Consider the following 23,893-nt stretch of genomic DNA (forward strand, 5'->3'; position numbering starts at 1 on the left):
TCAGAAACGATAAAGTTTCGCTAATCTCTATCGGCGGGAGTTTCTTGAGAGCAATTCCAGCAAAAGTGCGCCGCGATTCTGCGTCACTTAGCCGAGTTGGGCAAGTTGCTCGTGCAGAAAATCAAGGCTGTCCTCGCCCACCTCGTTGATGTCACTCGGCATGGGCTCGCCGGTCTCCTGGTAAACGAGCCAGGCGACGTACATGACTGCCGTCGTCAGCGCATTCCAGCCGTCTTCGCTGGGCTTTCCGACCGCCTCGGAGAGCCGACAGAGCGTCCCGCGCTCATCGTCGCTGTAGACGAGATCGGTGAAGTCTCGGCCACTCAGGCGTCCGCCACCACCCCAATTGCGGATTGCCGCCAAGGCGGCCTCTGCTTCGGGCGCGTAAGGTTCGGTGTGCTCGATTTGCGTGACCAAAAACGCGGCGACGGCTGCCAAGCGCCGCGCCTGTTCGCGTGGCGGCAGAAGGCTCAGCTCGGCGCGCAATTTCATGTCACCATGGTCTCCACTGGGCTTGTCGCAACGTCTGTTAACACAGAATAGAAACCCTTCCTGCTTTTACCAGAAGGTCCGCCGATTGCGCCGCATTGATCGCTTCGAAAGAAATACCGGGCGAGCCTCAATCTTCCACATTTTTGCTGCCAATGCATCGGTCGGTCGTGCGCCACGCACGATTTTGCAGGTCGAAAAATATCGACAGATGCCTCTCAGTCATGATCATCTTTAGATCGTTCCAATTTACAGGATGAGATTCCGGCAATCGGTGAGGTAGAAATTTGCCGCAGATGCTCCTAATGGATAACAGTATGTATAAATTTCACTTGACAGAATTGGAACGTTCCAAATATTTAAGGCGATCGGTCGATGTGGCGACGGGAGGAAGATGTGACAAAGGCGCGGGTAACCGTCATTGACATTGCGAAGGCCGCAGGCGTCTCGAAATCGACGGTTTCGCTGGTGCTTCAGGGCTCCTCGCTGGTCAATGAGGGGACGCGTGCCAAGGTCAATGCGGTGATGCGCGAGCTGGGCTACGTCTACAATCGCGGCGCAGCCAATCTTCGCCAAGCCAGTGCCAAATCGAGGATCATCGGCGTCGTCGTGAACGACCTGACGAACAGCTTCTTCGCGGAACTGGCGGTCGGCGTCGATATGGTCGTTCAGTCGGCCGGATTTGTGCAGTTCCTGTCGAACACCAGCGAGAGCATCGACAGGCAGCGCGAGGTTGTCGCATCGATGCGGGAGCATGGCATTTCGGGGCTCATCGTGTCGCCGGCGCGCGCCACCGATGCCGCAGACTTCAAGCCACTCGTCGCCGCAGGAATTCCGGTGGTGGTCGTCGTCAGAAACCTGCCTGGCGCCAAAGTCTCGTCCGTCGTCTCCGACAACCAGGCTGGCATGATGTCTGCGGTCAAGCACCTGGCGGAGCTTGGTCACAAGCGCATCGCTTTTCTCGGCGGCTTTCCCGACACCGCTGTCTTCGATGACCGCCTTGCCGGTTACCGAAGCGGCATAGAGGCAGCCGGGCTCGACTGTCAGCAAGAACTTGTCATCTCGTCGGCGCCTTCGCGAGCCGGCGGGGTGGAGGCGATCGGAAAAGCAATCGTTCTTGCTGACAAACCCTCAGCAGCCGTCTGCTTCAACGATGCCGTAGCCTTCGGTGTTTGCGACGGATTGCGTGCGCGCCGCCTGGAGCCCGGCTCCGACTTCGCGGTCGTGGGTTTCGACGACGTCATCGAGGCTCAGGCAGCGGTTCCCGCGCTCACGACGGTTTCGGTCGATCCGCAGGGCATTGGGCGCCGCGGCGCGCAGCTGCTTCTCAAACAGATCAATGCGGGCAAGGCTGAGGCGGAGACGGTGATAACAGCGGTTCGGCTGGTTGTTCGCGAGAGCTGCGGAGCCCGCAAGAGCGTAAAAATCGAAACAGGACTCTGAGTAAGGCCCATGAAGAAGCATCTCACCCCGACCGAAGCAGCCGCGCTGATCCCGGATGGCGCTGTTGTAACGGTATCGTCCTCGAGCGGTCTCGGTTGCCCGGACCTCATGCTGAAGGCGATTGGCGAACGTTTCGATGCGACCGGCCATCCCCGTGATATCACGACCCTTCATCCCATCGCCGCCGGCGATATGAGCGGCATCAAGGGCGTCGACCATATCGCCAAGAAGGGGCTGCTCAAGCGCATCATCGGTGGCTCTTATCCGTCAGGCCCGTCGTCATCAGACCCGCCGCTGATCTGGCAAATGATCACCAACAACGAAATCCCTGCCTACAATATTCCCTCGGGTATTCTCTTCGATATTCATCGCGAGGCCGCCGCGAAGCGGCCGGGTGTCCTGACCAAGATCGGCATCGATACATTCGTCGATCCCGAGCGGCAGGGTTGCGCGATGAACGGCCTGGCGTCGGAGCATCCGGTGGTCAAGCGTGTGCGCTTCGAGGGCGACGACTGGCTGTTCTTTCCCTCGATCGTTCCGGAGGTCGCGATTATCCGCGCCACCACCGCCGACGAGCGCGGCAACCTGACATACGAACATGAAGGCGCCTATCTCGGCGGCCTCGATCAGGCGCTGGCCGCACGCAACAACGGCGGCATCGTCATCGCGCAGGTCAAGCGAATCACCAAGGAAGGCTCACTGAAACCCCATGACGTCCGGGTGCCTGGAATGCTGGTCGATTATGTGATCGTCGATCCGGAGCAGAAGCAGACGACGCAGACGCAATATGATCCGGCAATTTCCGGGGAGATCTTCCGCCCGCTCGATAGTTTCAGCGTTCCGGAGTTCAATGTTCAGAAAGTCATTGCGCGTCGTGTCGCGCAGGAACTTCAGGCGGGAGGCTGCGTCAATCTCGGCTTCGGCATATCGGCCAACGTGCCACGAATTCTGCTGGAGGAAGGGCTCCATGGCGCGGTCACCTGGGTCATCGAGCAAGGCGCGGTCGGTGGCGTGCCGCTGCTCGACTTCGCCTTTGGCTGCGCCTCCAACGCCGACGCCTACATGCCGTCTCCCTATCAGTTCACCTATTTCCAGGGTGCAGGCTTCGATGCATCGCTGCTGTCTTTCCTCGAGATCGGCAAAGACGGTTCGGTCAACGTCTCCAAGCTTTCCTTCCGGCCGCATGTGACGGCTGGCGCCGGAGGCTTCGTCGACATCACGGCGCGGGCGAAGAAGATCGTCTTCTCAGGCATGTTCAATGCCGGAGCGAAGCTTTCGATCGCCGATGGAGCTCTTCTCATCGAGAAGGAAGGCAAGCTGAAGAAGCTCGTGAACGAGGTCGAACATGTCACCTTCAGCGGCAGGCGCGCGATCGAGCAGGGGCAGGACATCACCTATGTCACCGAGCGGTGCGTGATGAAGCTGACGCCCGACGGCGTCGTCCTCACCGAGATTGCGCCAGGCGTCGATCTCCAGGCCCACATCCTCGATCAGTCGGAGTTTCCGCTGGTCATCGCGCCCGAGCTGAAGGTCATGGACGCCGCGCTTTTCCGGGAGGCAAACATCGGTCTGTCGCTTCCAGAAAAAAGCGCACGGACGCTGGAGGGCAGCTTCCATGGCTAGCGGAACAGTCAGAATTGACGTCGATGGACATGTTGCGACGCTGACGATTTCTCGTCCGGAGAAGCTGAACGCGCTCGACCTCGACATGCTCAAGGCGTTGGCTGACGCGGCCGACGAGGTGGAGGCGAACGCCAATGTGCGCGCTGCCGTTCTCACCGGCGAAGGAAAGGGCTTTTCCGCAGGAGGCGATATCAAGGCCTGGGGCGGAATGTTGCCTCAGGAGTTCGGTCATCTCTGGGTTCGGCACGGCCATCGCATCTTCGAAAGACTGGCGACGCTCAGGATACCGCTGGTCGCGGCTCTGAATGGCCACGCCCTCGGAGGAGGGCTTGAACTTGCAGGGGTTGCGGACGTTCGCCTCGCCGAGGAACAGATCAAGATCGGTCTGCCGGAGACCGGCCTTGGAATGGTGCCGGGCTGGTCCGGGACCCAGCGTCTTGTGCGCCGGTTCGGGGCGCAAGCCGTCCGGCGGATGGCGTTGGGCGGCGAAATATTCACCGCCGAGGAGGCACGCCTGCTCGGGATTGTCGACGCGGTCGTTCCCACAGGAAACGCGCTCGCCGCCGCCCGGGAATATGCGCAGCGGATCGCCGCAAGGGGGCCGGCTGCGACCGAGATCGCGAAGTTGATGATTGCATCGGCGAACGGCGAAGACAACGGAACCGCGGTCGAAGCCCTGGGCTCGATCCTCGCTGCGAAGACCGGCGATCTGAAGGAGGGCGTCGCATCATTCAGCGAGAAGCGCCCGGCAACGTTCAAGGGAGAATGGTAATGACGGTTCTCGTCAACCCCACCGCGCTCAGCGACCACAAAGCGCGTGATTTCAAGATGCTCATCGATGGCAAATGGGAGGCTGGTGCCTCCGATCCGATCGAGCGTGTCGCGCCGAGCCATGGTGTCGTGGTCAGCCGGTTTCCGACCGGCAGCAAGAAGGACGCCGAACGTGCGATCGCTGCGGCACGCAAGGCGTTCGACCTCGGGCCGTGGCCCCGGATGACCGCTTCCGAACGTTCCGCCATCCTGCTCAAGGCTGCCGACCTGATCGCGGCGCGCGCAGAGGAACTGGCATTTCTCGATGCTATCGAGGCAGGAAAGCCGATCACGCAGGTGCGGGGAGAAATTGCAGGCTCCGTTGACATATGGCGCTACGCGGCGGCTCTTGCCCGCGACCTCCACGGTGAAAGCTACAACACGCTCGGCGATGGCACGCTCGGCGTCGTCTTGCGCGAAGCGATCGGCGTAGTGTCGATCATCACGCCTTGGAACTTTCCGTTCCTGATCGTCGGCCAGAAGCTGCCATTCGCCTTGGCCGCTGGCTGCACGACCGTCGTCAAGCCCTCGGAACTGACCTCAGGATCGACGCTCCTGCTGGGAGAGATCCTGCAGCAGGCCGACATTCCGGATGGCGTCGTCAACATTGTCACCGGTACGGGACCCGAGGTTGGCGCGGTCATGACGTCTCATCCTGACGTCGACATGGTGTCCTTCACCGGCTCGACCGGCGTCGGAAAGCTGACCATGTCGAATGCCGCACAAACGCTGAAGAAAGTCTCGCTGGAACTGGGTGGGAAGAACCCGCAGATCGTGTTTCCGGATGCCGATCTCGATGCGTTCATCGATGCCGCGGTCTTCGGCGCATACTTCAATGCCGGTGAGTGCTGCAATGCCGGCTCGCGGCTGATCCTTCACAAGTCAATCGCTTCCGATGTCGTCAAGCGGATTGCAGAATTGTCGAAGGCAGTGAAGGTCGGTGACCCGCTCGACCCTTCGACGCAGGTCGGCGCCATCATCACGCCTGAGCATCTGGAGAAGATATCAGGATACGTCGCCGGTGCGCGGAGCAACGGTGCCCGGGTATCACATGGCGGCGAGACGCTCGATCTCGGCATGGGGCAGTACATGTCGCCGACGATCCTCGAAGAGGTCACCCCTGATATGGCCGTGGCGCGCGAGGAAGTTTTTGGTCCGGTGCTTTCGGTCCTGACATTTGAGACATCCGCCGAAGCCATCAGGATTGCGAATTCCATCGACTACGGCCTGTCGGCGGGTGTCTGGAGCCGCGATTTCGACACGTGCCTGACGATCGGCCGGTCAGTGCGGGCAGGGACGGTCTGGATGAACACCTTCATGGACGGCGCCTCGGAACTTCCCTTTGGCGGTTACAAGCAAAGCGGCCTCGGCCGTGAGCTCGGTCGCCATGCGGTTGAAGATTACACCGAGACCAAGACACTCAACATGCATATCGGCAAACGCACCAGCTGGTGGATGCCGCAGACGGAAAAGCTGGCTTAGCCGGCGGCCGAACTACGCTCGAGGAGGGCGGGTGATTGGTGCGGGAATGGGTCCCGCATCTTCCAAACTTGAACTGGGAGGTTCTTCGATGAACAGGTTTTTGACCACGACCGCAATGATCGCATTGGCTTTGGCCGGCGCTAGCGTGTCCGTACGCGCCGCCGACGTGAAGGAAGTGCAGATGCTGCACTGGTGGACGTCGGGCGGGGAGGCCGCGGCGCTGAACGTTCTGAAGCAGGATCTTTCGAAGGAGGGGTTTGCCTGGAAGGACGTTCCGGTTGCCGGCGGTGGCGGCGATGCGGCGATGACGGCGCTGAAGGCGATGGTTGCGGCCGGCACCTATCCGACGGCTTCGCAGATGTTGGGCTATACCGTGCTCGATTATGCCCAGGCTGGCGTCATGGGCGATTTGACGGAGACGGCGAAGAAGGAAGGCTGGGACAAGTCGGTTCCGGCAGCGCTGCAGAAGTTCTCGGTCTATGACGGCAAGTGGGTCGCAGCCCCCGTCAACGTTCACTCGGTCAACTGGCTGTGGATCAACAAGGCTGTGATGGACAAGATCGGCGGCACCCAGCCGAAGACCTTCGACGAGCTGATCGCGCTGCTCGACAAGGCCAAGGCCGCCGGCGTGATCCCGCTCGCCCTTGGCGGCCAGAACTGGCAGGAAGCGACGATGTTCGATTCCATCGTGCTGTCGACCGGCGGTCCGGAGTTCTACAAGAAGGCCTTCAACGACCTCGACGAGGAATCGCTGAAGTCCGACACGATGAAGAAGTCGTTCGATAACCTCGCCACGATCATCAAATATGTCGACCCGAACTTCTCGGGCCGCGACTGGAACCTGGCGACCGCCATGGTCATCAAGGGTGACGCGCTGGTGCAGGTGATGGGCGACTGGGCCAAGGGCGAATTCGTCGCCGCCAAGAAGACGCCGGATACCGACTTCCTGTGCTACCGCTTCCCCGGCACCGACGGCAGCGTGGTCTACAACTCCGACATGTTCGGCATGTTCAACGTCCCAGACGACCGCAAGGCGGCCCAGGTGGCGCTGGCAACGGCAACGCTGTCGAAGAGCTTCCAGTCTGCCTTCAACGTCGTCAAGGGATCGGTGCCGGCGCGTACCGACGTTCCCGATACCGACTTCGACGCTTGCGGCAAGAAGGGCATCGCCGACCTGAAGGCAGCCAATGAAGGCGGCACGCTGTTCGGCTCGCTGGCGCAAGGCTACGGCGCTCCTCCGGCGATCGCCAACGCCTACAAGGATGTCGTCTCGAAGTTCGTCCACGGCCAGATCAAGACCTCCGACGAAGCCGTCAAGCAGCTCGTCCAGGCGATCGACGACGCTCGCTGAGATCACGTGTGATGACAAATGCTTCCCCGCCTGCTTGCGGGGAAGCTTCGGGCTCCGCGATCATGCGCGGATGATCATGCGGGGCCGATTGCCCGGACGATCATGCAGGCAGGAGATGACATTCCATGAGCACCGTTGCGACCACCGATCCGGTTCTGACGCCGAGGCAATCGACGGGGATTTCGTTGAGGGGCCGGCTGCAGGATGCGCTGCCGAAGATCGTGCTGGCGCCGAGCTTCGTCATCACCATCATCTTCGTCTACGGCTTCATCGTCTGGACGGCCTATCTGTCGTTCACCAATTCCAAGACATTCCCCTCCTATGCGCTGACCGGAGCGCGCGCCTATCAGCGGCTGTGGCGCTGGACCTTCGAGAGCGATCCACCGTCTTCCTGGTACACCTCGATCACCAACATGGCGATCTTCGGCTTCCTCTATATCGGCATCTGCCTGGCGCTTGGTCTCTTCCTCGCCATCCTGCTCGACCAGAAGATCCGCGGCGAGGGACTGCTGAGACCCATCTTCCTCTATCCGATGGCGCTGTCCTTCATTGTGACAGGCGTTGCCTGGAAATGGTTCCTCGATCCCGGCCTCGGGCTGGAACAGACGCTGCACCACTTCGGCTGGACGAGCTTCCACTTCGACTGGATCAAGAACAAGGACTTCGTCATCTACACCGTCGTCATCGCCGGCGTCTGGCAGGCGTCGGGCTTCGTCATGGCGATGTTCCTCGCGGGCTTACGCGGTATCGACGGCGAGATCATGAAGGCGGCCCAGATCGACGGCGCCTCGCCATTCCAGCTCTATCGGCGCATCGTCATCCCGCTGCTGCGGCCGATCTTCCTGTCGGCCTTCATCGTGCTCGCCCATATGGCGATCAAGTCCTATGACCTGGTGGTGGCGCTGACCTCGGGCGGCCCCGGCGGCTCGGCCTGGCTGCCGTCGAACTTCATGTATGAATACACTTTCAAGCGCAACGAGATGGCCGTCGGCTCGGCCAGCGCCATCATCATGCTGATGACGATCTCGGCGATCATCGTTCCCTATCTCTATTCCGAACTGAAGGAGAAGGCGCGATGAGCAGCGTGACCTCTCCGATAGCAACCTCGCAGAACAGCAACAACACCCGCTGGATCGGCCGCACCGTCATCTACGGCCTGCTGCTGGTCTTCGCCGTCCTCTATCTGATGCCGCTCTTCGTCATGCTGACGACCTCGTTCAAGACCATGGACGAGATCCAGAACGGCAACATGCTGGCGCTGCCGCAATCGCCGACCTTCGATCCCTGGATCAAGGCCTGGGGCGAGACCTGCGTCGGGCTCACCTGCGCCGGCATCAAGGGTTACTTCTGGAACTCGATCAAGATGGTCGTGCCGGCTGTCGCGATCTCCACCATCATGGGGGCGTTGAACGGTTATGTGCTGACCAAATGGCGCTTTCCCGGCCACACGCTGGTGTTCGGGCTGATGCTGTTTGCCTGCTTCATCCCGTTCCAGTCGGTGCTGCTGCCGATGGCAACGATCCTCGGCAGTCTCGGCCGCTTCGGCATGACGCTGCAGAATGCCACGGGCTGGAACTTCGGCTTCGGCAATCCGACCGTCAATCTGGTCTTCGTCCATGTCGTCTATGGCCTCGGCTTCACGACGCTGTTCTTCCGCAATTTCTACGAGGCCTTTCCGACCGAGCTGGTCAGGGCCGCCCAGGTCGATGGCGCCAGCTTCTTCCAGATCTTCCGCCGCATCATGCTGCCGAACTCGCTGCCGATCATCGTCGTCACCGTGATCTACCAGTTCACCAATATCTGGAACGACTTCCTGTTTGCGTCTGCCTATGCCGGCACCGGTGAATCCATGCCGATGACGGTGGCGCTGAACAACGTCGTCAACACCTCGACCGGGGTGGTCGAATACAATGTCAACATGGCGGCGGCGATGATCGCAGCCGTGCCGACGCTCATCGTCTATATCCTCGCCGGCCGCTACTTCGTGCGCGGTCTGATGGCGGGCGCTGTCAAAGGGTAATCCATGGCCTTCCTCGAAATCTCCGGTCTCAGAAAACGCTTCGGCGCCGTCGACATTCTCAAGGGGATCGACCTCGAACTCGAAAAGGGCGGCTTTCTCGTGCTGGTCGGCCCGTCCGGCTGCGGCAAGTCGACGCTGCTCAACACCATTGCCGGGCTGGAGACGATCACGTCTGGCGATATCAAGATCGACGGGCGCGACATCAGCGGCCTGCATCCTTCCAAGCGCGATATCGCCATGGTGTTCCAGTCCTACGCGCTCTATCCGAACATGACGGTGGCGGGCAACATCGCCTTCGGCATGGAGATCCGCGGCGTGCCGAAGGAGGAGCGTGTCAAGGCGATCGGCCAAGTCTCCGACATGCTGCAGATCGGCCATCTGCTCGACCGCAAGCCGAGCCAGCTCTCCGGCGGCCAGCGCCAGCGTGTCGCCATGGGGCGGGCGCTGGTGCGCAATCCGCAGGTCTTCCTGTTCGACGAGCCGCTCTCCAATCTCGATGCCAAGCTGCGCGTCGACATGCGCACCGAGATCAAGCGGCTGCATCAGCGCATGGGCACCACCTTCGTCTATGTCACCCATGACCAGATCGAGGCGATGACGTTGGCGACCAAGATCGCCGTGCTGAAGGATGGCGTGCTGCAGCAGTTCGGCACGCCGGCCGAGATCTATAACAGCCCGTCCAATATCTTCGTCGCCGACTTCATGGGCTCGCCGGCGATGAACCTCTTGACCGCCACCGTCGAAAACGGCGCCGGCGGGCTGGAAGTCTCGCTGGAACGGCCGAATGCCGCCCCGCTGAGATTGCCGGTCATATCAGGCAATGACGGCCTGACCGCCTATACCGGCAAACAGGTGATCTTCGGCATCCGCCCGGAGGCGCTGACCGATCCCGATGGCGCCGACCGCAAGGCGCGCTCGCTGACCGAGGGCGATTGCCTGATCGAGGTGGTCGAACCGGCCGGATCCGATACCTTCGCCGTCACCAAGCTCGGCGGCAAATCCGTCGTCGCCCGCCTGCGCGCCGATACCGGCATCGCGCCAGGACAAAACACCCGCCTCGCATTCAATCTCGACAAGGCCGTCTTCTTCGATCCCGAGAGCCAGGCGCGGATCGTGTGATGGCCAGGTGCTAACATGAGCAGTTCACCTGACATCGTCATCATCGGTTCAGGCATCGGCGGTGCCACCGTCGCGGCCGGCCTGGCGGTGACCGGCGCGCAGATATTAATCCTCGAAGCCGGCGACCATATCGCCGACCTTCCTGTCAATCGCGACCAACGCGCGATCTTCCAGCGGGGACATTTTCGACCGAAGGAAACCTGGTACGAGGCGAACGGCAAGGGATTCAATCCCGGCAATTATTACAATGTCGGCGGGAATTCGAAGTTCTATGGCGCAGTATTGTCGCGCTATCGCAAGCAAGATTTCGACGTCATCGAACACCGCGAGGGTGTTTCTCCAGCCTGGCCGTTTCCGTATGAGGTGCTGGAGCCGTGGTACTGCCAGGCCGAACGCATGTACCAGGTCCGCGGCAGTCTCGGCGAAGATCCCACGGAACCGCACCATTCGGCGGCCTACGCCTACCCGCCCGTCCCGGACGAGGCGCCGATCGCCGATATCAGGGCGCGCCTCAAGCAGAAAGGCCTGCATCCGTTTTCCCTACCGCTCGGCCTGGATCTTGACGCCTGGCTCTCCAAAGCACCCACTCCATGGGATGCGCATCCAAACGCACGCGACGGCAAGATGGATGCCGAGACTGCAGCCCTCGCAGTAGCGCTCAGACACGAGAACGTGCGGCTCGAAACCAATGCGCGTGTGACGAGGCTCGACACGGAAGCGGGGAGCCGAATCGACCGGGTGACCTACATCAAGAACGGGCAGACGGTAACTGTTTCGCCTGAGATCGTGATCCTCTCCGCCGGGGCGGTCCAATCATCCGTGCTTTTGCTGCGTTCGAAAAACGACCGCTTCCCAAAAGGTCTGGCGAACTCTTCCGACCAGGTGGGCCGCAACTTCATGAATCACAATGCGTCCGCCGTCATCGGGGTCTCGCCGCGGTTCAGGAACACCTCCATCTACCAGAAGACGTTTGCCTTCAACGACTTCTATCTCTCCGACGGGGAGGGCGGACCGCCCCTCGGCAACGTGCAGCTCCTCGGTCGCATCTCTGAAAAGGTTCTCAAGGGCTCTCTGCCACAGGCTCCGGAATGGCTTCTGCGCTTCATCACCGGCCATGCCATCGACTTCTATGCGATGAGCGAGGACGTTCCCAATCCCGAAAGCCGCGTCATGGTGGATGGAGACCGGATTATTCTCCAATGGCAACGAACCAACTGGGACGCCCATCTCGCCCTTGTCGCCAGGCTGAAGGCTATACTGAAGTCGATCGGGTTTCCGATCGTGCTGGCGAGACCCTTCGACAAGCGCACGCCGTCGCATCAGTGCGGAACGATCCGCATCGGAAACGATCCCGCGACGGCGCCGCTGAACGCCTATTGCCGGGCTTATGATCACGAAAATCTCTTCGTCGTCGACGCCAGTTTCCTCCCCACCTCGGCCGCGGTGAATCCTGCGCTCACCATCGCCGCTCAGGCGCTGAGAGTGGCAGATCACATTGCGTCGAAGGACTTTGCAGGCATGACACAGGCGCTGGCGGTCGCCAGGCCGGATGCAACAGGACAGTAAAATGGGATTCGATTACATCATCACTGGCGCCGGTCCGGCAGGATGCGTTCTTGCAAGCCGGCTGAGCGAAGATCCCGATGTCAGCGTACTCCTGCTCGAAGCGGGTGGAGGCGACTGGAATCCGCTCTTTCACATGCCGGCGGGCTTCGCCAAGATGACCAAAGGCGTCGCCAGCTGGGGATGGGAAACCGTTCCCCAGAAGCACATGAAAGGCCGGATGCTTCGTTATACGCAGGCAAAGGTCATCGGCGGTGGCTCGTCCATCAATGCCCAGCTCTATACACGCGGAAACGCGGCGGATTATGACCTCTGGGCTCGTGAAGACGGTTGCGAGGGCTGGGACTATCGTTCGATCCTTCCCTATTTCAAACGCGCGGAGGACAATCAGCGCTTCGCCGACGACTACCACGCCTATGGCGGTCCGCTGGGGGTCTCGATGCCGGCTGCGCCGCTGCCGATCTGCGACGCCTATATCCGTGCGGGGCAGGAACTCGGCATTCCCTACAATCACGATTTCAACGGCCGCCAGCAGGCGGGCGTGGGATTTTACCAACTGACGCAGCGCAACCGCCGCCGGTCGTCGGCTTCGCTCGCCTATCTCTCGCCGATCAAGGACCGCAAGAACCTGACGGTCCGGACCGGCGCCCGCGTCGCGCGCATCATCGTGGAAGGAGGCCGTGCGACAGGCGTCGAGATCGTGACCTCGCGCGGACAGGAGATCGTCCGCGCCGAACGCGAAGTGCTGATTTCCTCCGGCGCAATCGGATCGCCGAAGCTGCTTCTGCAGTCCGGCATCGGACCGGCCGACCATCTGCGCTCTGTCGGCGTCAATGTGCTTCACGATCTGCCGGGTGTCGGCGGCAACCTCCAGGATCACCTGGATCTTTTCGTCATCGCCGAATGCACGGGCGATCACACCTATGATGGCGTCGCAAAACTCCACCGCACGCTTTGGGCCGGGATTCAATACGTCCTGTTCCGGACCGGTCCTGTCGCCTCATCGCTCTTCGAGACCGGCGGCTTCTGGTATGCCGATCCCGAGGCCCGTTCTCCTGATATCCAATTCCACCTTGGCCTGGGATCGGGTATCGAAGCCGGTGTCGAGCGGCTCAAGAATGCCGGCGTGACGCTTAACTCCGCCTATCTGCACCCACGGTCGCGGGGGACCGTCCGTCTGTCATCCTCGGACCCCGCTGCCGCGCCCTTGATCGACCCCAACTACTGGTCCGATCCCCACGACAGGACGATGTCCCTGGAGGGGCTCAAGATTGCGCGCGAGATCATGCAGCAGGCGGCGCTGAAGCCCTTTGTCATGGCCGAAAGGCTTCCCGGACCGAAAGTCATGACCGACGAACAACTTTTCGACTATGGCTGCGCCAACGCAAAGACCGACCATCATCCGGTCGGCACCTGCAAGATGGGAGCGGGACCCGACGCGGTTGTCGGACTTGATCTCAAGGTCCATGGCCTGGAAGGCCTCAGGGTCTGCGATTCATCCGTCATGCCGCGCGTGCCGTCATGCAATACCAACGCTCCGACGATCATGGTCGGCGAAAAAGGATCGGACCTCATCCGGGGCTTGCCAGCACTTGCCCCCACTATCTTCGCCTACGAACGCAACGATGCGAGGCCTCGGGCCCGCGCCGAAATCCGGTAAGCCATGTCGAGAGGAGAGACGACAATGTCTGAAGTCAGAGTTGCAGTGCTTGGCGCCTCGGGCTGGATGGGAAAGGTCCACACGATGGCCTATCAGACCTTTCCGCACTTCTTCGGAGTGTCGGACGGAACGGCACGGATCGTCGCTCTCGTCGAAGGTCCCTCGAAGACAGCCGGGGATCTTTCCCACAGGGCGCCGGGTGCAAGAATTCTTCAGGATTGGAATCTCGCGGTCGCTGATCCGGGTGTCGATCTGATCGATATCTGCCTGCCCGACCACCTTCATTACCAGGTGGCCAAGGCGGCCTTGCTGGCCGGCAAACATGTCTATTGCGAGAAGCCGTTGGCAAACACCGCCGCCGAAGCGCGGGAACTGGCCGACATCGCCCGGGCGAAGGGTGTCATTACCCGCGTTGGACACGCCTTTCCTCGCAATCCCGTCCATGATCTGGCGAAAGACATCATTCAATCCGGCGAAATCGGCGAGATCAAGCTGTTCCGCGGCTGCCAGCACGTCGACATGTACGGCGATCCGAACGCGCCCTTCATGTGGCGCGCCGATGGAAAGCTTGCGCCGACCGGGATCGTCGGTGATACCGGCTCGCACATCTTCAGCTTCATGGATTTCCTCGTCGGCCGCGTCAGCTCCCTGATCGCCGACAATCTCATCGTGACGCCGCGCCGGCCTGTCGTCGAGGGCCTTGCCTATGGCGAGCAGGTGAAACTGTCAGGCAACGAGTCCTGGGCCGATATCACCAATCCCGATGCGACGAACCTGCTGTGTCGGTTCGAGAACGGCGCCGGCGGGATCGTCGATTTCAGCCGTGTCGCGACCGGCCGCAAGTTCATGCAGACCTACGAAATCTATGGAACGAAAGGCAGCATCGCCTATACCTATGACGAGATAAACCGGCTGCGCTTCTACTCCAACGACGACCGGACGGGGCGGCGTGGTTTCCGGGAGATCGACGTGGGTCCTGAGAACCCCACCTTCAGGGCTTTCCTTCCTCTGCCGAATTTCGGCCTGGGCTACAATGAAAGCAAGATCATCGAGGTGGCCGAGGTGATCCGCTCGATCGTTGCAAACAGGCCGATGTGGCCGACATTCGATACCGGCCATCACATCTGCCAGATCGTCGACGCATGCATGGAGTCCTCCCGGCAAAAGCGCTGGGTCGACATCCCGCTGGGTTGAACGCCGATGACCATAGACGTTCCGCAGGAAATTCTTGACGCACTGACCGATGTCGACATGCCGCGGCTCCCAGCCGAGCCCGGCCCTTCGGACGTGGTCGGGCTCGCCGGCGTCAAGGTGCCGATCTATCGGGCTGGTTGCGTCGTCGTCGGATCCGGCGCGGCAGGTCTGCGAGCCGCGGTGGAAATGAAGCGGCGCGGCGACCATGTCGTCATTATTAGCCAAAGCGCGTGGGGTGGAACCTCGGCCTGTTCGGGATCCGATAAGCAGACCCTTCACACTGCAAATACGGCGGATCAGGGCGACAATTACAAGGCAATGGCTCGAGCCATCCGTAGCGGCGGTGCAATGGACGAGGATACGGCCTATGTCGAGGCTGTGGGCTCGTCGCGGATGATGGCGTCGCTTCAGTTCCTGGGTCTGCCGCTGCCGCAGGATCCGCTCGGCGGGACGCTCAGATATCAGACTGACCATGACGAGGTCGGCCGCGCCACCAGCTGCGGCCCGCGCACCTCGCGCCTGATGGTCAAGGTGCTGGCCGAGGAGACGATCCGGCTCGGAGTGCCGTTCTATAACCAGACCACCGCTGTAAAGATCCTCACCGGTGGCGATGGCGCTGACCGCCATGTTGTCGGAATAGTCGCCATGCGCGCCAGCGACCGCACGGAGGAGAACCCGCTGGGTATCGCGCTGTTCGTCAGTGGCGTGATCGTGCTCGCCGCCGGCGGGCCGGGCGAACTCTATCGCGACAGCGTTTATCCCAACGGCTGCTTCGGTTCTCTCGGATTGGCGCTCGAGGCAGGCGTCGAGCTCGTCAACCTGACCGAAAGCCAGTTTGGGATCGGAACACGCAGGGAAGGGTTCCCATGGAACCTGTCCGGCACCTACGTCCAGGCGATCCCGCATATCTATTCGCTCGATACCGAGGGCGCCGAGCACCACTTCCTGGCAGAATATTACCGCAGCGCGCAGGAGTTGGCGTCGAACATTTTCCGCAAGGGCTATCAGTGGCCATTTCACGCGACGCGCATGCTCGATTTCGGCTCAAGCCTGGTCGACCTTGCCATCTCTCGCGAAACGGCAGCAGGGCGGCGCGTCTTTATGGATTTCAATCGCAATCCCCCATCCGTGCCGGGCGATCTGCCGTTCAGCCTGGAAAGACTGGATGAAGACGTCCGCGCATATCTCGGCAAGGCCGGCGCCGACCAGGACATGCCGATCGATCGTTTGAAGCATATGAACCCGCTCGCGATCGAGCTCTACCGCCGCTACAAGATCGATATTGCCGAAGAACCGCTGGAATTTGCGGTCAACAACCAGCACATGAACGGCGGCATCATGGTCGACACCTGGGGCCGCAGCAATCTCGGCGGCTGTTACGCGGTTGGGGAAGCGGCGGGCACCCACGGCGTGACGAGACCGGGTGGAGCGGCGCTCAATGCCGGGCAAGTCTTCGGCACCCGGGCGGCCGAGCATATCAGCGCTAGCCTCAGGGCGAAGCGGCACCCCACGGGGGATATAACCGATATCGCAGAGGCGGGCATCGCCGACCTCCTTGCCGCCCTGCGCAAGGAGAGCCCGCTCACCGTCAAATCAATCCGCTTGGCAGTTCAGGCACGAATGAGCGAGAAGGCTGGCATCATCTGCGATCAGGAGAGCGTAGGCGGAGCCTTGATCGAAGCGCGGAAGCTGAACGCTGAAATTCGCGCCGACGGCATTGCCTATGGTCGCGCAGCGGAGGCGGTTCGAAGTGTGCAATGGCGGCATATGGCGCTCGCCTCGGAAGCCGTGCTCAGCGCGCTTGATTTCTTCATTCGCAATGGAGGCGGCAGCCGTGGCGCGCGCGCAATATGCGATGCGGAGGGCGAATCTCTACCGCTGGCGCGCTCAGGGCCGCTGCAGGATTATCGCTTTCGGAAGGAACGCGACGCGCATCGCGAGGAGCAGATCATTGCTCGGCTTGACGGCGATGAGATCAGGCTTTCAACGCGTGCGAACCGCACGCTGGATGAAAGCGCCAGGTCCTTCTTCGAGCGAGACTGGCCAGCCTGGCTGACAGGCCGCATCTACGATCTGGGCGCAGACGAATGAGGCGATGCCAGTGATAGGATTGCCTTCGAGAAGGGCAATCCGCTCGATCAATCGGGATTCGCAATGGGAGGCGGAACCCGGACGCGCTCGGTATCATCAGAGCCTTCGGCGATGGCTTCCTCGCTTCTGCGCACCCGCCTTGGCGGATCCTTTCCTTCGATCGGTTTCGGCGACAGCTGATCGTCGGCCTGGATCTCGTCGGTGTTCAGGTAGTTCTTGCTTTCGTTCATATCGGTCACTTCGGTTGGAGAATTGCGGGCCAGGTCCTTCGCATCCGCGCTTTGAAAGCTAACTCTCCGCGACATGACAGGTTCCCTCGCTTGCCGCTCACAGGTCGGCTTCCGCCTCGGAAACGGCGAGCTCGATCATGACCGGCGCGTGGTCGCTTGTATGCTCCCAGCCGCGCGGTTTTCGCCGGACGGTCGCCGATCGAAGCCACGGTGCGATTGCCGGACTGAGCAGGAAGTGGTCGATCCGAAGCCCTGCGTCACGTTCGAAGCTGTTCCGCCAGTATTTCCAGAAGGTGTAGATCCGCTCTTCTGGATGCAGCTGTCGGATGGCGTCGGTCCAGCCCTGGGCGACGAGATGGGCATAGGCCTTGCGCACTTCCGGCCTGAAAAGCGCATCGTCCAGCCAGCGTTCCGGCTTGTAGACGTCGATCTCCGTCGGCATCACGTTGAAGTCGCCGGCGAGGATCGAAGGCACCCCGATATCGAGGAGTTCGATGGCGTATTCGTGCAGGCGACGGAACCAGCGAAGCTTGTAATCGAACTTTGCTCCTGGGAACGGATTTCCGTTTGGAAGATAGAGGCATCCGATCAGGATACCGTCGACGACAGCCTCGATATACCGGCTGTGGGTATCATCAGGATCGCCGGGAAGACCGCGCCGCGTCAGGATCGGGGTTTTGCCCTTCGCCAGGATGGCCACCCCGTTCCAGGATCTCTGTCCATGCGAGACGGCGCCGTAGCCGGCCCGTTCGATCTCCTTTCGTGGAAACCCGGCGTCGTCTGTCTTCAGTTCCTGGAGGCAGACCACATCAGGAGCATCCTCCTTGAGCCAGCGCAGCAGAATCTGCAGCCGTCCATTGATACCGTTGACGTTATAGGTTGCAATTTTCACGATGCCCTCGGAAGTCGAAGCACGGACGGGCTCTAGAAACGCTCGGGGTGATCGAGCGAGCCGACTGTCATTTGGCTCCTCAACGCGTCGCACCGAAGACGAAGCCGATGCCGGCGACGATCGCGACCGCTGTGAGCGGCTGCCGGCGTATGCGATCCTCGAGGTCGTGGAAGAATGTGCGAGCCTCCGCCTTTGCCAGCCGCGCTGTTCCAGAAGCCAGATCCGAAGCCGATTCGGCCACACGACCGGCTTCTTTCTGAAGCGCCCGTATTTCCTGGCGATCGACATAAAATCCTTCGGAGGAGCGGGCAGTTTCACCGGTCGAGCGCAGGGCTTGATCCACGAGCGGAGACTCGTCCTCCAGCTTGGTGGGATCGGGCTCCCGGTTCACACGCTCAGCCGCCTCGACGTCGCTGCGGCCGGAGGGAATTGAGGTGTGGGTGGCTGACACCGGATCGGACGCCGGAAAGGTGTCCTCGATTGCTTTGTCGAGTTCGCCTTTTCGGGTCTGCTTCCGCTGCTCTGCCTGCTCTTTTCGCATGGACTGGACTGCGGGGGATTCATTCGGGTTTGCCATCGGGGTTTCCTCTGTTGCACTTCGACAAACAAAGCGACGACGAAGGGAGAAGTTCCATAGAAATGCTTCCTCGCCTCACAGAGCAGCGAAGATGGGGCTTGCGATCGCTCGGACTTTTCTGGACGCCGAGTATGGCAATCAAGTAAGCCGGACCAAAGTCTTGCCGGCGCCTACTACCTAGGTCGGTTGCAATCTGTCTTCGGAACAGCGAGAAATCTTATGCGTCATATATTGCCTGGGAAACGGCGAACGGACGAACGAGGCCATGGCATGAATATCCGGAAACGCGATTTTCTGAGATTGGGCGGCAGCGCGGCCGTCGCCGTCGTCGCTGCCGCATCACCAGCCACATTGAATCTCGGCGGTTTCCTTCCTGTTCTGGCGGTGGAACGCGCGCAGGCAAAAGACGGTAACAATGGGAATGGCAACGGTGGTGGGAACGGCAACGGTGGTGGGAACGGCAACGGCAATGGGGGAGGGAATGGCAACAGCGGCGGTAGCGGCAACGGGGGAGGGAATGGCAATAGCAATGGCGGTGGCAGCAGCAATGGCTCCGGGAATGGCAATGGTGGGAGTTCCACCGGCAGCACGGGATCCTCTTCCTCTTCTGTAGGGTCGTCAGTAGGATCGGGAACGAGAGCGACGGCAGCGTCCGATGGCTCGATCGACGTCCGTCATTCGAATGGTATCACTGAAGTCCTGCAGCGCGGTCGCTACATTATGAAGGACTCAAAGGGCCGGACGATCATAAATCGGCAGGCGACAGCCAACGATGCCCGCCGGCTGAGCCGCTTTCTTCGCTGAAGCGTGATAGTCAAGCAATAACTCTTTCAGCGCCGTTCGCGCCATTGCAGAGCCGCTTCAGTCCTGTTCGAGGCACCAAGCTTGCTCAGAATCTGAGTCATATGGTGCTTTACAGTCTTTTCCTGCAGGTTGAGACGCAAGCCGATATGCTTGTTTGACAGGCCTTGGGCGACAAGATCCATCACCTCGCGTTCCCGGGGCGTCAGACTGTTCTTGTCGGAGGTTCCGCCATTCAGCGAATTCTCCATGACTTTTGCCGACATCGTCGGCGAGATATATCGCGAGCCACGCAAGACGGTTTGGATTGCTTCGGCGAGGCCACGCGAACCGACACCTTTCAGAACATAACCCATCGCGCCCCGTTGCAGAGCTCCCAGCAAGGTGTCCACCTCCTCCGATACCGTCAACATCAGCACTTTCGTTGTGGGGCTCCGCGCCAGGACGTCACTGACCGCAGACAGCCCGCCGCCGGGCATCGAGACATCGAGAAGCATGATGTCGGGGTGGTTGTCCGAGGCGATCATCGCCGCGTCGTCGCTGCTGGCTCCCTCACCAACGACGACAAAGCCGCTGATCTCCGACAGGCTACGCGTTACACCCTCGCGAAAAAGCGGATGATCGTCCACGACGCCGATGGTGATTGATGTCATCGCTACTCTCCCACTTCCATTGGCTCGAAGATCATGGTCACGGTGGTTCCTCCTTCGCCTGTCTTGATGTCGAAGGATCCTCCCAGGCTGTCGACGCGCTCCCGCAACCCCACGAGGCCGAGGCTCGTTGCTCTCACCTCGGTCGGATCGAAGCCGTCGCCGTGATCGCTGACTTCGACACGAACATGACCCTTGCGCGAGGCAGCCCTGACAGCCTGTTGAACGCCGCCACCGTGGCGGTAACGATAGATACAGATCTTCACGGCAGGAGGAAGTTCCGGTCCATCTTCGTTGATAATCGTTTCGACATGGGTCTCCGTCTTGTGTTGATGCGCTTCGACGACCCGCGTGACGATCTCGGTGATTGAGGATTTCTCGATCTGCGGAAGCACCAGTCCGCTGCAGATATTGCGGATCTCCGTCATCGCCTCGGCAAGGCTCGAGCGTATCCAGGCAAGCTCTTTTTCGCGCGCTTCGGGCGGGGTGGACGCATTGATCAACATGTCGCTGTCCAGGCGCAGTGAGGCATAGGCAATGTGCTGGGCTGGACCGTCGTGCAGATCTGCACCGATGCTGCGCAAATACGTTTCGTTCAGCGCTGCCGCCCGCTGGGAGGCGCGCTGCAGCCGGCGCTGGAGTCCGCGATTTTCCGTCAGCAGTGCAGACAGTTCATCGACCCGTTCTTTGAGATCCTTGCGTTGCGCCTCGATCGTGCGGCTACCCCGAAACACCAGAACGGAGAGAACAAGAAAAAAAGTCGCCGTGAGAGCGGTGACGGCGCCCCAGCTCCGGAGCCTGGCATGGGCCAGACTATCGCCCAGTCCTTCTGCTGTCTCGTAGAACTCAAGGACGGCGACCGCTTGTCCGGACCACGGCTGGAGCACGGGGTTATAGATCTCCATCAGCGGCTTGCCGAGCGCGCGCTCCTTGTCGCTTTCCGGATCGCTGGCGATTTCGTAGCGCGCGACGAGAGATCCTGCGAATGCCTTCTGCAGCTTGTCGCTTATCGCAAACTTCCTGCCCACCAGCTCCTTCTCGTTGGAATAGAGGATGGTGCCGTCGCCTCGCCACAATTTGAACGAAACAAGGCGCTTGCCGAGTGCACCTTGACCGAGCGTCTCGTCCAGAGCCTGAGCACTCGCTTCATCAAGCAGTGACTCTGTTTGCATATCGGGAAGTAGCGGCGCGATCACGCTGTCTACATACAGCGCCGTCGCTGCGCCTGAATTGTGGATGACGGCCTCCTCTATCAGGTGGCTTACAAATAAACCCACCACGAACATGGCGGCGATCGATATGAGCCCACCCGCGATGAAGAACTGCGAGGCGAGTGAGCGGGCATTCCAGCGACGAAGCCAATTCATTTTGATACCGGTAAGAGACTGCCCGATTAACCTACCGCGTCTTTAGCGTTTTCCAAACAGCGTCAGGGCACATTCCTGGTGTCGAAGACCTCGGCGCCTCTTATGCTCTGGGTCAACCCGACGGTATCGCCGGATATGGCTGCGCCGAAGACGTAGAGAAGGGCGGCCAGAACGATGACTAGTGCGAAGACGGACGCGTTACAGGCGCCATTCACTCGGGATCTATGACTCTGACTCATGTTCGGATCTCCTTCAGTATCGGTCGAAACGGCGCGAGTCCGATGCGCGTTCCACCCCAGGGACTTCGGTCGGAGGAGGTTAGGACCAAGGTCTGCCCCCGTAGACATCAGCAGATTCGGGCATATTTTCCTGACCGACCGACTTGGGTTTGGAGGCTTGTGGTGACGATTTCCATGGACATCGAAGGCAGCGCCCGCGCCGCATCTATCGCTTCTCTCGAGCCGGTCGAGGAAGGCGTCGCCGAATTTTACGATAGCCTTCTCGTGCCGATCCTCTTCGAGCCCTATGCCTAGGAGTTGGCGATCGTCGCCGAGCGTTAGCGGACCAATCGCGCGATTTTACAAATGGAATTCCAAAGCTCTGTCCGCCAAGGTGTGACGGCGCGCGGACTCAGCTCGTGCGCTGCGCGTAGGAAGGTTCTTGCATCGCGCGGATGACGTGCCGCTCGATCACCAAACAGGTCTCGTCGTATTCCCGTACCAGGTTCGGATTGAACCGTCGCCTTCGAACGGAGTCGCGCGCTTCGACTGCCATCTGGTAGGCCTCGAAGAGCTCGAGCTGCAACGGGTCGCACGCTGCCATGATCAGCGTCCGCATATGCGGCAAACGCATCGCCAGGCGCCGGCGTCCAGCTTCCCGACGGTTGGATCGTGCCATCTCCTTCAGTCTCCTGCCTCCTGCATAATTCCTCAAATCGGCATCGATTTAAGGATAAATTATGTAGCAATTCAAAGTGTTACAGCGTCCTTTACGCGTCTGAAAAGACGCGTGGCGCTGTAAGCCCGTGTGTGCGGTCTTTCGATCTTGAAATAGCGCCGGCGACGGGCATTGACATGGGTTTGGGACCAAAGGCCGGGGTCTATCAGACTGAGGTCCGGGCCGTGGAACGACCCCGCCTTCAACTAGTTGGTTGGCAGCGGTCGCAAAGGCCGCCTCGAAACAGAAGGAGGAGAAAATGATCTCCAAGCTTATCGTCGGTGCGGCAACTGCCGCGACCCTCATGTCGGGCGTTGCATTCGCCCAGTCCTCGACCGTCAACGGTGCCGCCGGTGGCGCAGTCACTGGGGCGATCGTCGGCGGCCCCGTTGGCGCTGCTGTAGGCGGCGTTGCCGGCGCAGTCGTTGGAACCGTGATCGATCCGCCGCCGCAAAAGGTCGTCACCTATGTCCGCGAGGTTCCGGCACCATCGGCGCGCGTGGTCGTGAAGGAGAAGGTTGTCGTCGGCGAGCCCCTGCCTGAGACTGTTGTCGTAACGCCTATTCCGGATGACCCGACTTATGCCTATGCCGTGGTCAATGATGAGCGTGTCATCGTCGAACCGTCGTCCCGCAAGGTGATCCAGGTTATCAAGTGATCTGATCCTTCACGCGGTCTCTGCCGCGTCCTCCATCCGGAAATCATCGCTCAAAGTCCGGGAACCGCCGCACGACCGACGGCAGCGTCGTCGTGCGGCGAAAAACAGCCGATGCCCCCGGCGGCGATCTCCGCCGCCGGAGCGCCAGCAAGGAGAGGAACATGATCTATTCCGAAGAGAAATCCGGTGGTCTGGCCGTGCCGCTGATCGCCATCCTGCTGGCAATCTTCGGCATTCTCGCCGTGCTTGTCGCCACCGGCGGCCGACATAGCAGTGCCGCCGGCCGTGTCTGGGTTCCACAGGCTCAACAGCAGGGGTCGGGACAATGAAAGCCATCGCATCCGTTGCCTTTGGCATCGTAAGCTCGGTCGGGGCCTGCGTCGCTGCCGCATCTGTCGCATCCTATGTCGTGGCGGATTCCGAACCTCACGCCTTCAAGGAGCTCGCAGCGCGCGATCTATGGACGACGACGCCGGTGAAAGTCGATCCTCGGCAGCAGCCCTATGAACGAATTCCGCCTCTCTATTCCAGCTATGTGACCGAGGCGTCGGCCAGCATGGCGTCAGCGGCGAGGCTGGATTCGGCTCGCCCGCCCGCCGAACTTCAGACACCGCAGCCCAGACTTTCGGCAGCGCATCTTGCCTGGTGTGGGGAACGTTATCGCTCTTTCGATCCCGCGACCAACAGCTATCGATCCTACAGCGGTGAGACCCGCGAATGCTCTTCGCCGTTCCAGCCGACTGTCGCCGAGGCCGATGAAGGCGTCGGCACGAACGTGAATGCACGGGCGGCTGCCCGGTGCGCGGCTCGCTACAAGTCGTATCGACCGGAAGACAATACGTATCAACCATGGGAAGGGCCGCGGCGCAGCTGCGACACGTCTGATCTCGTTGCGGCGAGCAATTGATTATCGGCGGTGGTCGCGCGGTGCGGATGA

Annotated in this window: 24 protein-coding genes and 1 pseudogene; 17 read left to right on the forward strand and 8 right to left on the reverse strand. The window is 60.9% G+C overall.

Translation table 11 applies throughout. From position 1 onward, the window contains the following. Nucleotides 1-87: 87 nt before the first annotated feature. Nucleotides 88-492, reverse strand: a complete 405-nt coding sequence (locus CUJ84_RS07470) for an Imm6 family immunity protein (protein ID WP_105005726.1) — start codon at nucleotides 490-492, stop codon at nucleotides 88-90. A gap of 393 nt (nucleotides 493-885) precedes the next feature. On the opposite strand from CUJ84_RS07470, the gene CUJ84_RS07475 reads away from it, so the two are divergent. The 12 genes from CUJ84_RS07475 to CUJ84_RS07530 all read left to right on the forward strand — a co-directional run bounded on the left by CUJ84_RS07475 (nucleotide 886) and on the right by CUJ84_RS07530 (nucleotide 16,845). Continuing rightward, entirely contained in the window at nucleotides 886-1,932 is a 1,047-nt protein-coding gene (locus tag CUJ84_RS07475; RefSeq protein WP_105008115.1) for a LacI family DNA-binding transcriptional regulator, read from the forward strand. Nucleotides 1,933-1,941: 9 nt separating this feature from the next. Then, on the forward strand, nucleotides 1,942-3,555 hold the full coding sequence (locus CUJ84_RS07480) for an acyl CoA:acetate/3-ketoacid CoA transferase (protein ID WP_105005727.1): 1,614 nt from the start codon (nucleotides 1,942-1,944) through the stop codon (nucleotides 3,553-3,555). Continuing rightward, on the forward strand, nucleotides 3,548-4,327 hold the full coding sequence (locus CUJ84_RS07485) for an enoyl-CoA hydratase/isomerase family protein (RefSeq protein WP_105005728.1): 780 nt from the start codon (nucleotides 3,548-3,550) through the stop codon (nucleotides 4,325-4,327). The genes CUJ84_RS07480 and CUJ84_RS07485 overlap by 8 nt, the downstream gene beginning before the upstream one ends. Then, nucleotides 4,327-5,847 (forward strand): aldehyde dehydrogenase family protein, encoded by a 1,521-nt coding sequence (locus CUJ84_RS07490; protein ID WP_105005729.1) that lies wholly within the window; start codon nucleotides 4,327-4,329, stop codon nucleotides 5,845-5,847. The genes CUJ84_RS07485 and CUJ84_RS07490 overlap by 1 nt, the downstream gene beginning before the upstream one ends. Before the next feature lie 88 nt (nucleotides 5,848-5,935). Continuing rightward, nucleotides 5,936-7,198, forward strand: a complete 1,263-nt coding sequence (locus CUJ84_RS07495) for an ABC transporter substrate-binding protein (RefSeq protein WP_018241678.1) — start codon at nucleotides 5,936-5,938, stop codon at nucleotides 7,196-7,198. A 125-nt stretch (nucleotides 7,199-7,323) separates the two neighbouring features. Then, a complete protein-coding gene (locus CUJ84_RS07500) occupies nucleotides 7,324-8,277 on the forward strand; it encodes a carbohydrate ABC transporter permease (RefSeq protein WP_105005730.1) in 954 nt (317 codons plus the stop codon). Then, nucleotides 8,274-9,218, forward strand: coding sequence for a carbohydrate ABC transporter permease (locus CUJ84_RS07505; protein ID WP_105005731.1), 945 nt, complete (start codon nucleotides 8,274-8,276; stop codon nucleotides 9,216-9,218). Before CUJ84_RS07500 ends, CUJ84_RS07505 begins: the two co-directional genes overlap by 4 nt. A 3-nt stretch (nucleotides 9,219-9,221) precedes the next feature. Then, on the forward strand, nucleotides 9,222-10,337 hold the full coding sequence (locus CUJ84_RS07510) for an ABC transporter ATP-binding protein (protein ID WP_105005732.1): 1,116 nt from the start codon (nucleotides 9,222-9,224) through the stop codon (nucleotides 10,335-10,337). Between the two features lie 15 nt (nucleotides 10,338-10,352). Beyond that, entirely contained in the window at nucleotides 10,353-11,903 is a 1,551-nt protein-coding gene (locus CUJ84_RS07515; RefSeq protein ID WP_105005733.1) for a GMC oxidoreductase, read from the forward strand. 1 nt (nucleotide 11,904) lies between these two features. Further along, complete coding sequence (locus tag CUJ84_RS07520; protein ID WP_105005734.1) at nucleotides 11,905-13,560, forward strand: GMC family oxidoreductase; 1,656 nt, start codon at nucleotides 11,905-11,907, stop codon at nucleotides 13,558-13,560. Nucleotides 13,561-13,584: 24 nt separating this feature from the next. After that, on the forward strand, nucleotides 13,585-14,754 hold the full coding sequence (locus CUJ84_RS07525) for a Gfo/Idh/MocA family protein (protein ID WP_105005735.1): 1,170 nt from the start codon (nucleotides 13,585-13,587) through the stop codon (nucleotides 14,752-14,754). 6 nt (nucleotides 14,755-14,760) lie between these two features. Next, the gene (locus CUJ84_RS07530) at nucleotides 14,761-16,845 is read left to right on the forward strand and encodes an FAD-dependent oxidoreductase (protein ID WP_105005736.1); all 2,085 of its coding nucleotides are present in this window, start codon (nucleotides 14,761-14,763) and stop codon (nucleotides 16,843-16,845) included. A gap of 47 nt (nucleotides 16,846-16,892) precedes the next feature. Here CUJ84_RS07530 and CUJ84_RS07535 read toward each other — a convergent pair whose 3' ends face one another. The 3 genes from CUJ84_RS07535 to CUJ84_RS07545 all read right to left on the reverse strand — a co-directional run bounded on the left by CUJ84_RS07535 (nucleotide 16,893) and on the right by CUJ84_RS07545 (nucleotide 18,544). Further along, nucleotides 16,893-17,075, reverse strand: coding sequence for a hypothetical protein (locus CUJ84_RS07535; protein ID WP_105008116.1), 183 nt, complete (start codon nucleotides 17,073-17,075; stop codon nucleotides 16,893-16,895). 97 nt (nucleotides 17,076-17,172) lie between these two features. Then, entirely contained in the window at nucleotides 17,173-17,967 is a 795-nt protein-coding gene (gene xth, locus CUJ84_RS07540; protein ID WP_105005737.1) for an exodeoxyribonuclease III, read from the reverse strand. A 79-nt stretch (nucleotides 17,968-18,046) separates the two neighbouring features. Further along, nucleotides 18,047-18,544 carry a hypothetical protein gene (locus tag CUJ84_RS07545; RefSeq protein WP_105005738.1) on the reverse strand — a complete coding sequence of 166 codons (498 nt, stop codon included), beginning with the start codon at nucleotides 18,542-18,544 and terminating at the stop codon, nucleotides 18,047-18,049. 270 nt (nucleotides 18,545-18,814) lie between these two features. On the opposite strand from CUJ84_RS07545, the gene CUJ84_RS07550 reads away from it, so the two are divergent. After that, complete coding sequence (locus tag CUJ84_RS07550; RefSeq protein WP_105005739.1) at nucleotides 18,815-19,348, forward strand: hypothetical protein; 534 nt, start codon at nucleotides 18,815-18,817, stop codon at nucleotides 19,346-19,348. Nucleotides 19,349-19,374: 26 nt separating this feature from the next. On the opposite strand, the gene CUJ84_RS07555 is transcribed toward CUJ84_RS07550, so the two are convergent. The 3 genes from CUJ84_RS07555 to CUJ84_RS38270 form a co-directional block, all read right to left on the reverse strand. Next, nucleotides 19,375-19,998, reverse strand: a complete 624-nt coding sequence (locus tag CUJ84_RS07555) for a response regulator (protein ID WP_105005740.1) — start codon at nucleotides 19,996-19,998, stop codon at nucleotides 19,375-19,377. Between the two features lie 2 nt (nucleotides 19,999-20,000). Next, nucleotides 20,001-21,362, reverse strand: a complete 1,362-nt coding sequence (locus CUJ84_RS07560; protein WP_105005741.1) for a sensor histidine kinase — start codon at nucleotides 21,360-21,362, stop codon at nucleotides 20,001-20,003. 62 nt (nucleotides 21,363-21,424) lie between these two features. Beyond that, the gene (locus CUJ84_RS38270; protein ID WP_165403638.1) at nucleotides 21,425-21,601 is read right to left on the reverse strand and encodes a hypothetical protein; all 177 of its coding nucleotides are present in this window, start codon (nucleotides 21,599-21,601) and stop codon (nucleotides 21,425-21,427) included. Nucleotides 21,602-21,775: 174 nt separating this feature from the next. On the opposite strand from CUJ84_RS38270, the pseudogene CUJ84_RS39170 reads away from it, so the two are divergent. After that, nucleotides 21,776-21,892 (forward strand): annotated as a pseudogene (locus CUJ84_RS39170) (ubiquinone biosynthesis methyltransferase UbiE); the annotation flags it as partial. 100 nt (nucleotides 21,893-21,992) lie between these two features. On the opposite strand, the gene CUJ84_RS07570 reads toward CUJ84_RS39170, so the two are convergent. After that, entirely contained in the window at nucleotides 21,993-22,259 is a 267-nt protein-coding gene (locus CUJ84_RS07570; RefSeq protein WP_105005742.1) for a hypothetical protein, read from the reverse strand. Between the two features lie 298 nt (nucleotides 22,260-22,557). Between CUJ84_RS07570 and CUJ84_RS07575 the strand changes: the two genes are divergently transcribed. The 3 genes from CUJ84_RS07575 (at nucleotide 22,558) to CUJ84_RS07580 (ending at nucleotide 23,863) form a co-directional block, all read left to right on the forward strand. Further along, nucleotides 22,558-22,956 carry a DUF1236 domain-containing protein gene (locus CUJ84_RS07575; RefSeq protein WP_027685001.1) on the forward strand — a complete coding sequence of 133 codons (399 nt, stop codon included), beginning with the start codon at nucleotides 22,558-22,560 and terminating at the stop codon, nucleotides 22,954-22,956. A gap of 161 nt (nucleotides 22,957-23,117) precedes the next feature. Then, nucleotides 23,118-23,285: a hypothetical protein gene (locus tag CUJ84_RS38275; protein WP_199788787.1), complete on the forward strand. Its 168-nt coding sequence runs from the start codon at nucleotides 23,118-23,120 to the stop codon at nucleotides 23,283-23,285. Then, on the forward strand, nucleotides 23,282-23,863 hold the full coding sequence (locus tag CUJ84_RS07580) for a BA14K family protein (protein ID WP_105005743.1): 582 nt from the start codon (nucleotides 23,282-23,284) through the stop codon (nucleotides 23,861-23,863). The genes CUJ84_RS38275 and CUJ84_RS07580 overlap by 4 nt, the downstream gene beginning before the upstream one ends. The last annotated feature ends 30 nt before the right edge of the window (nucleotides 23,864-23,893 follow it).

The organism is Rhizobium leguminosarum (assembly GCF_002953715.1).
Classification (GTDB): domain Bacteria; phylum Pseudomonadota; class Alphaproteobacteria; order Rhizobiales; family Rhizobiaceae; genus Rhizobium; species Rhizobium leguminosarum_V.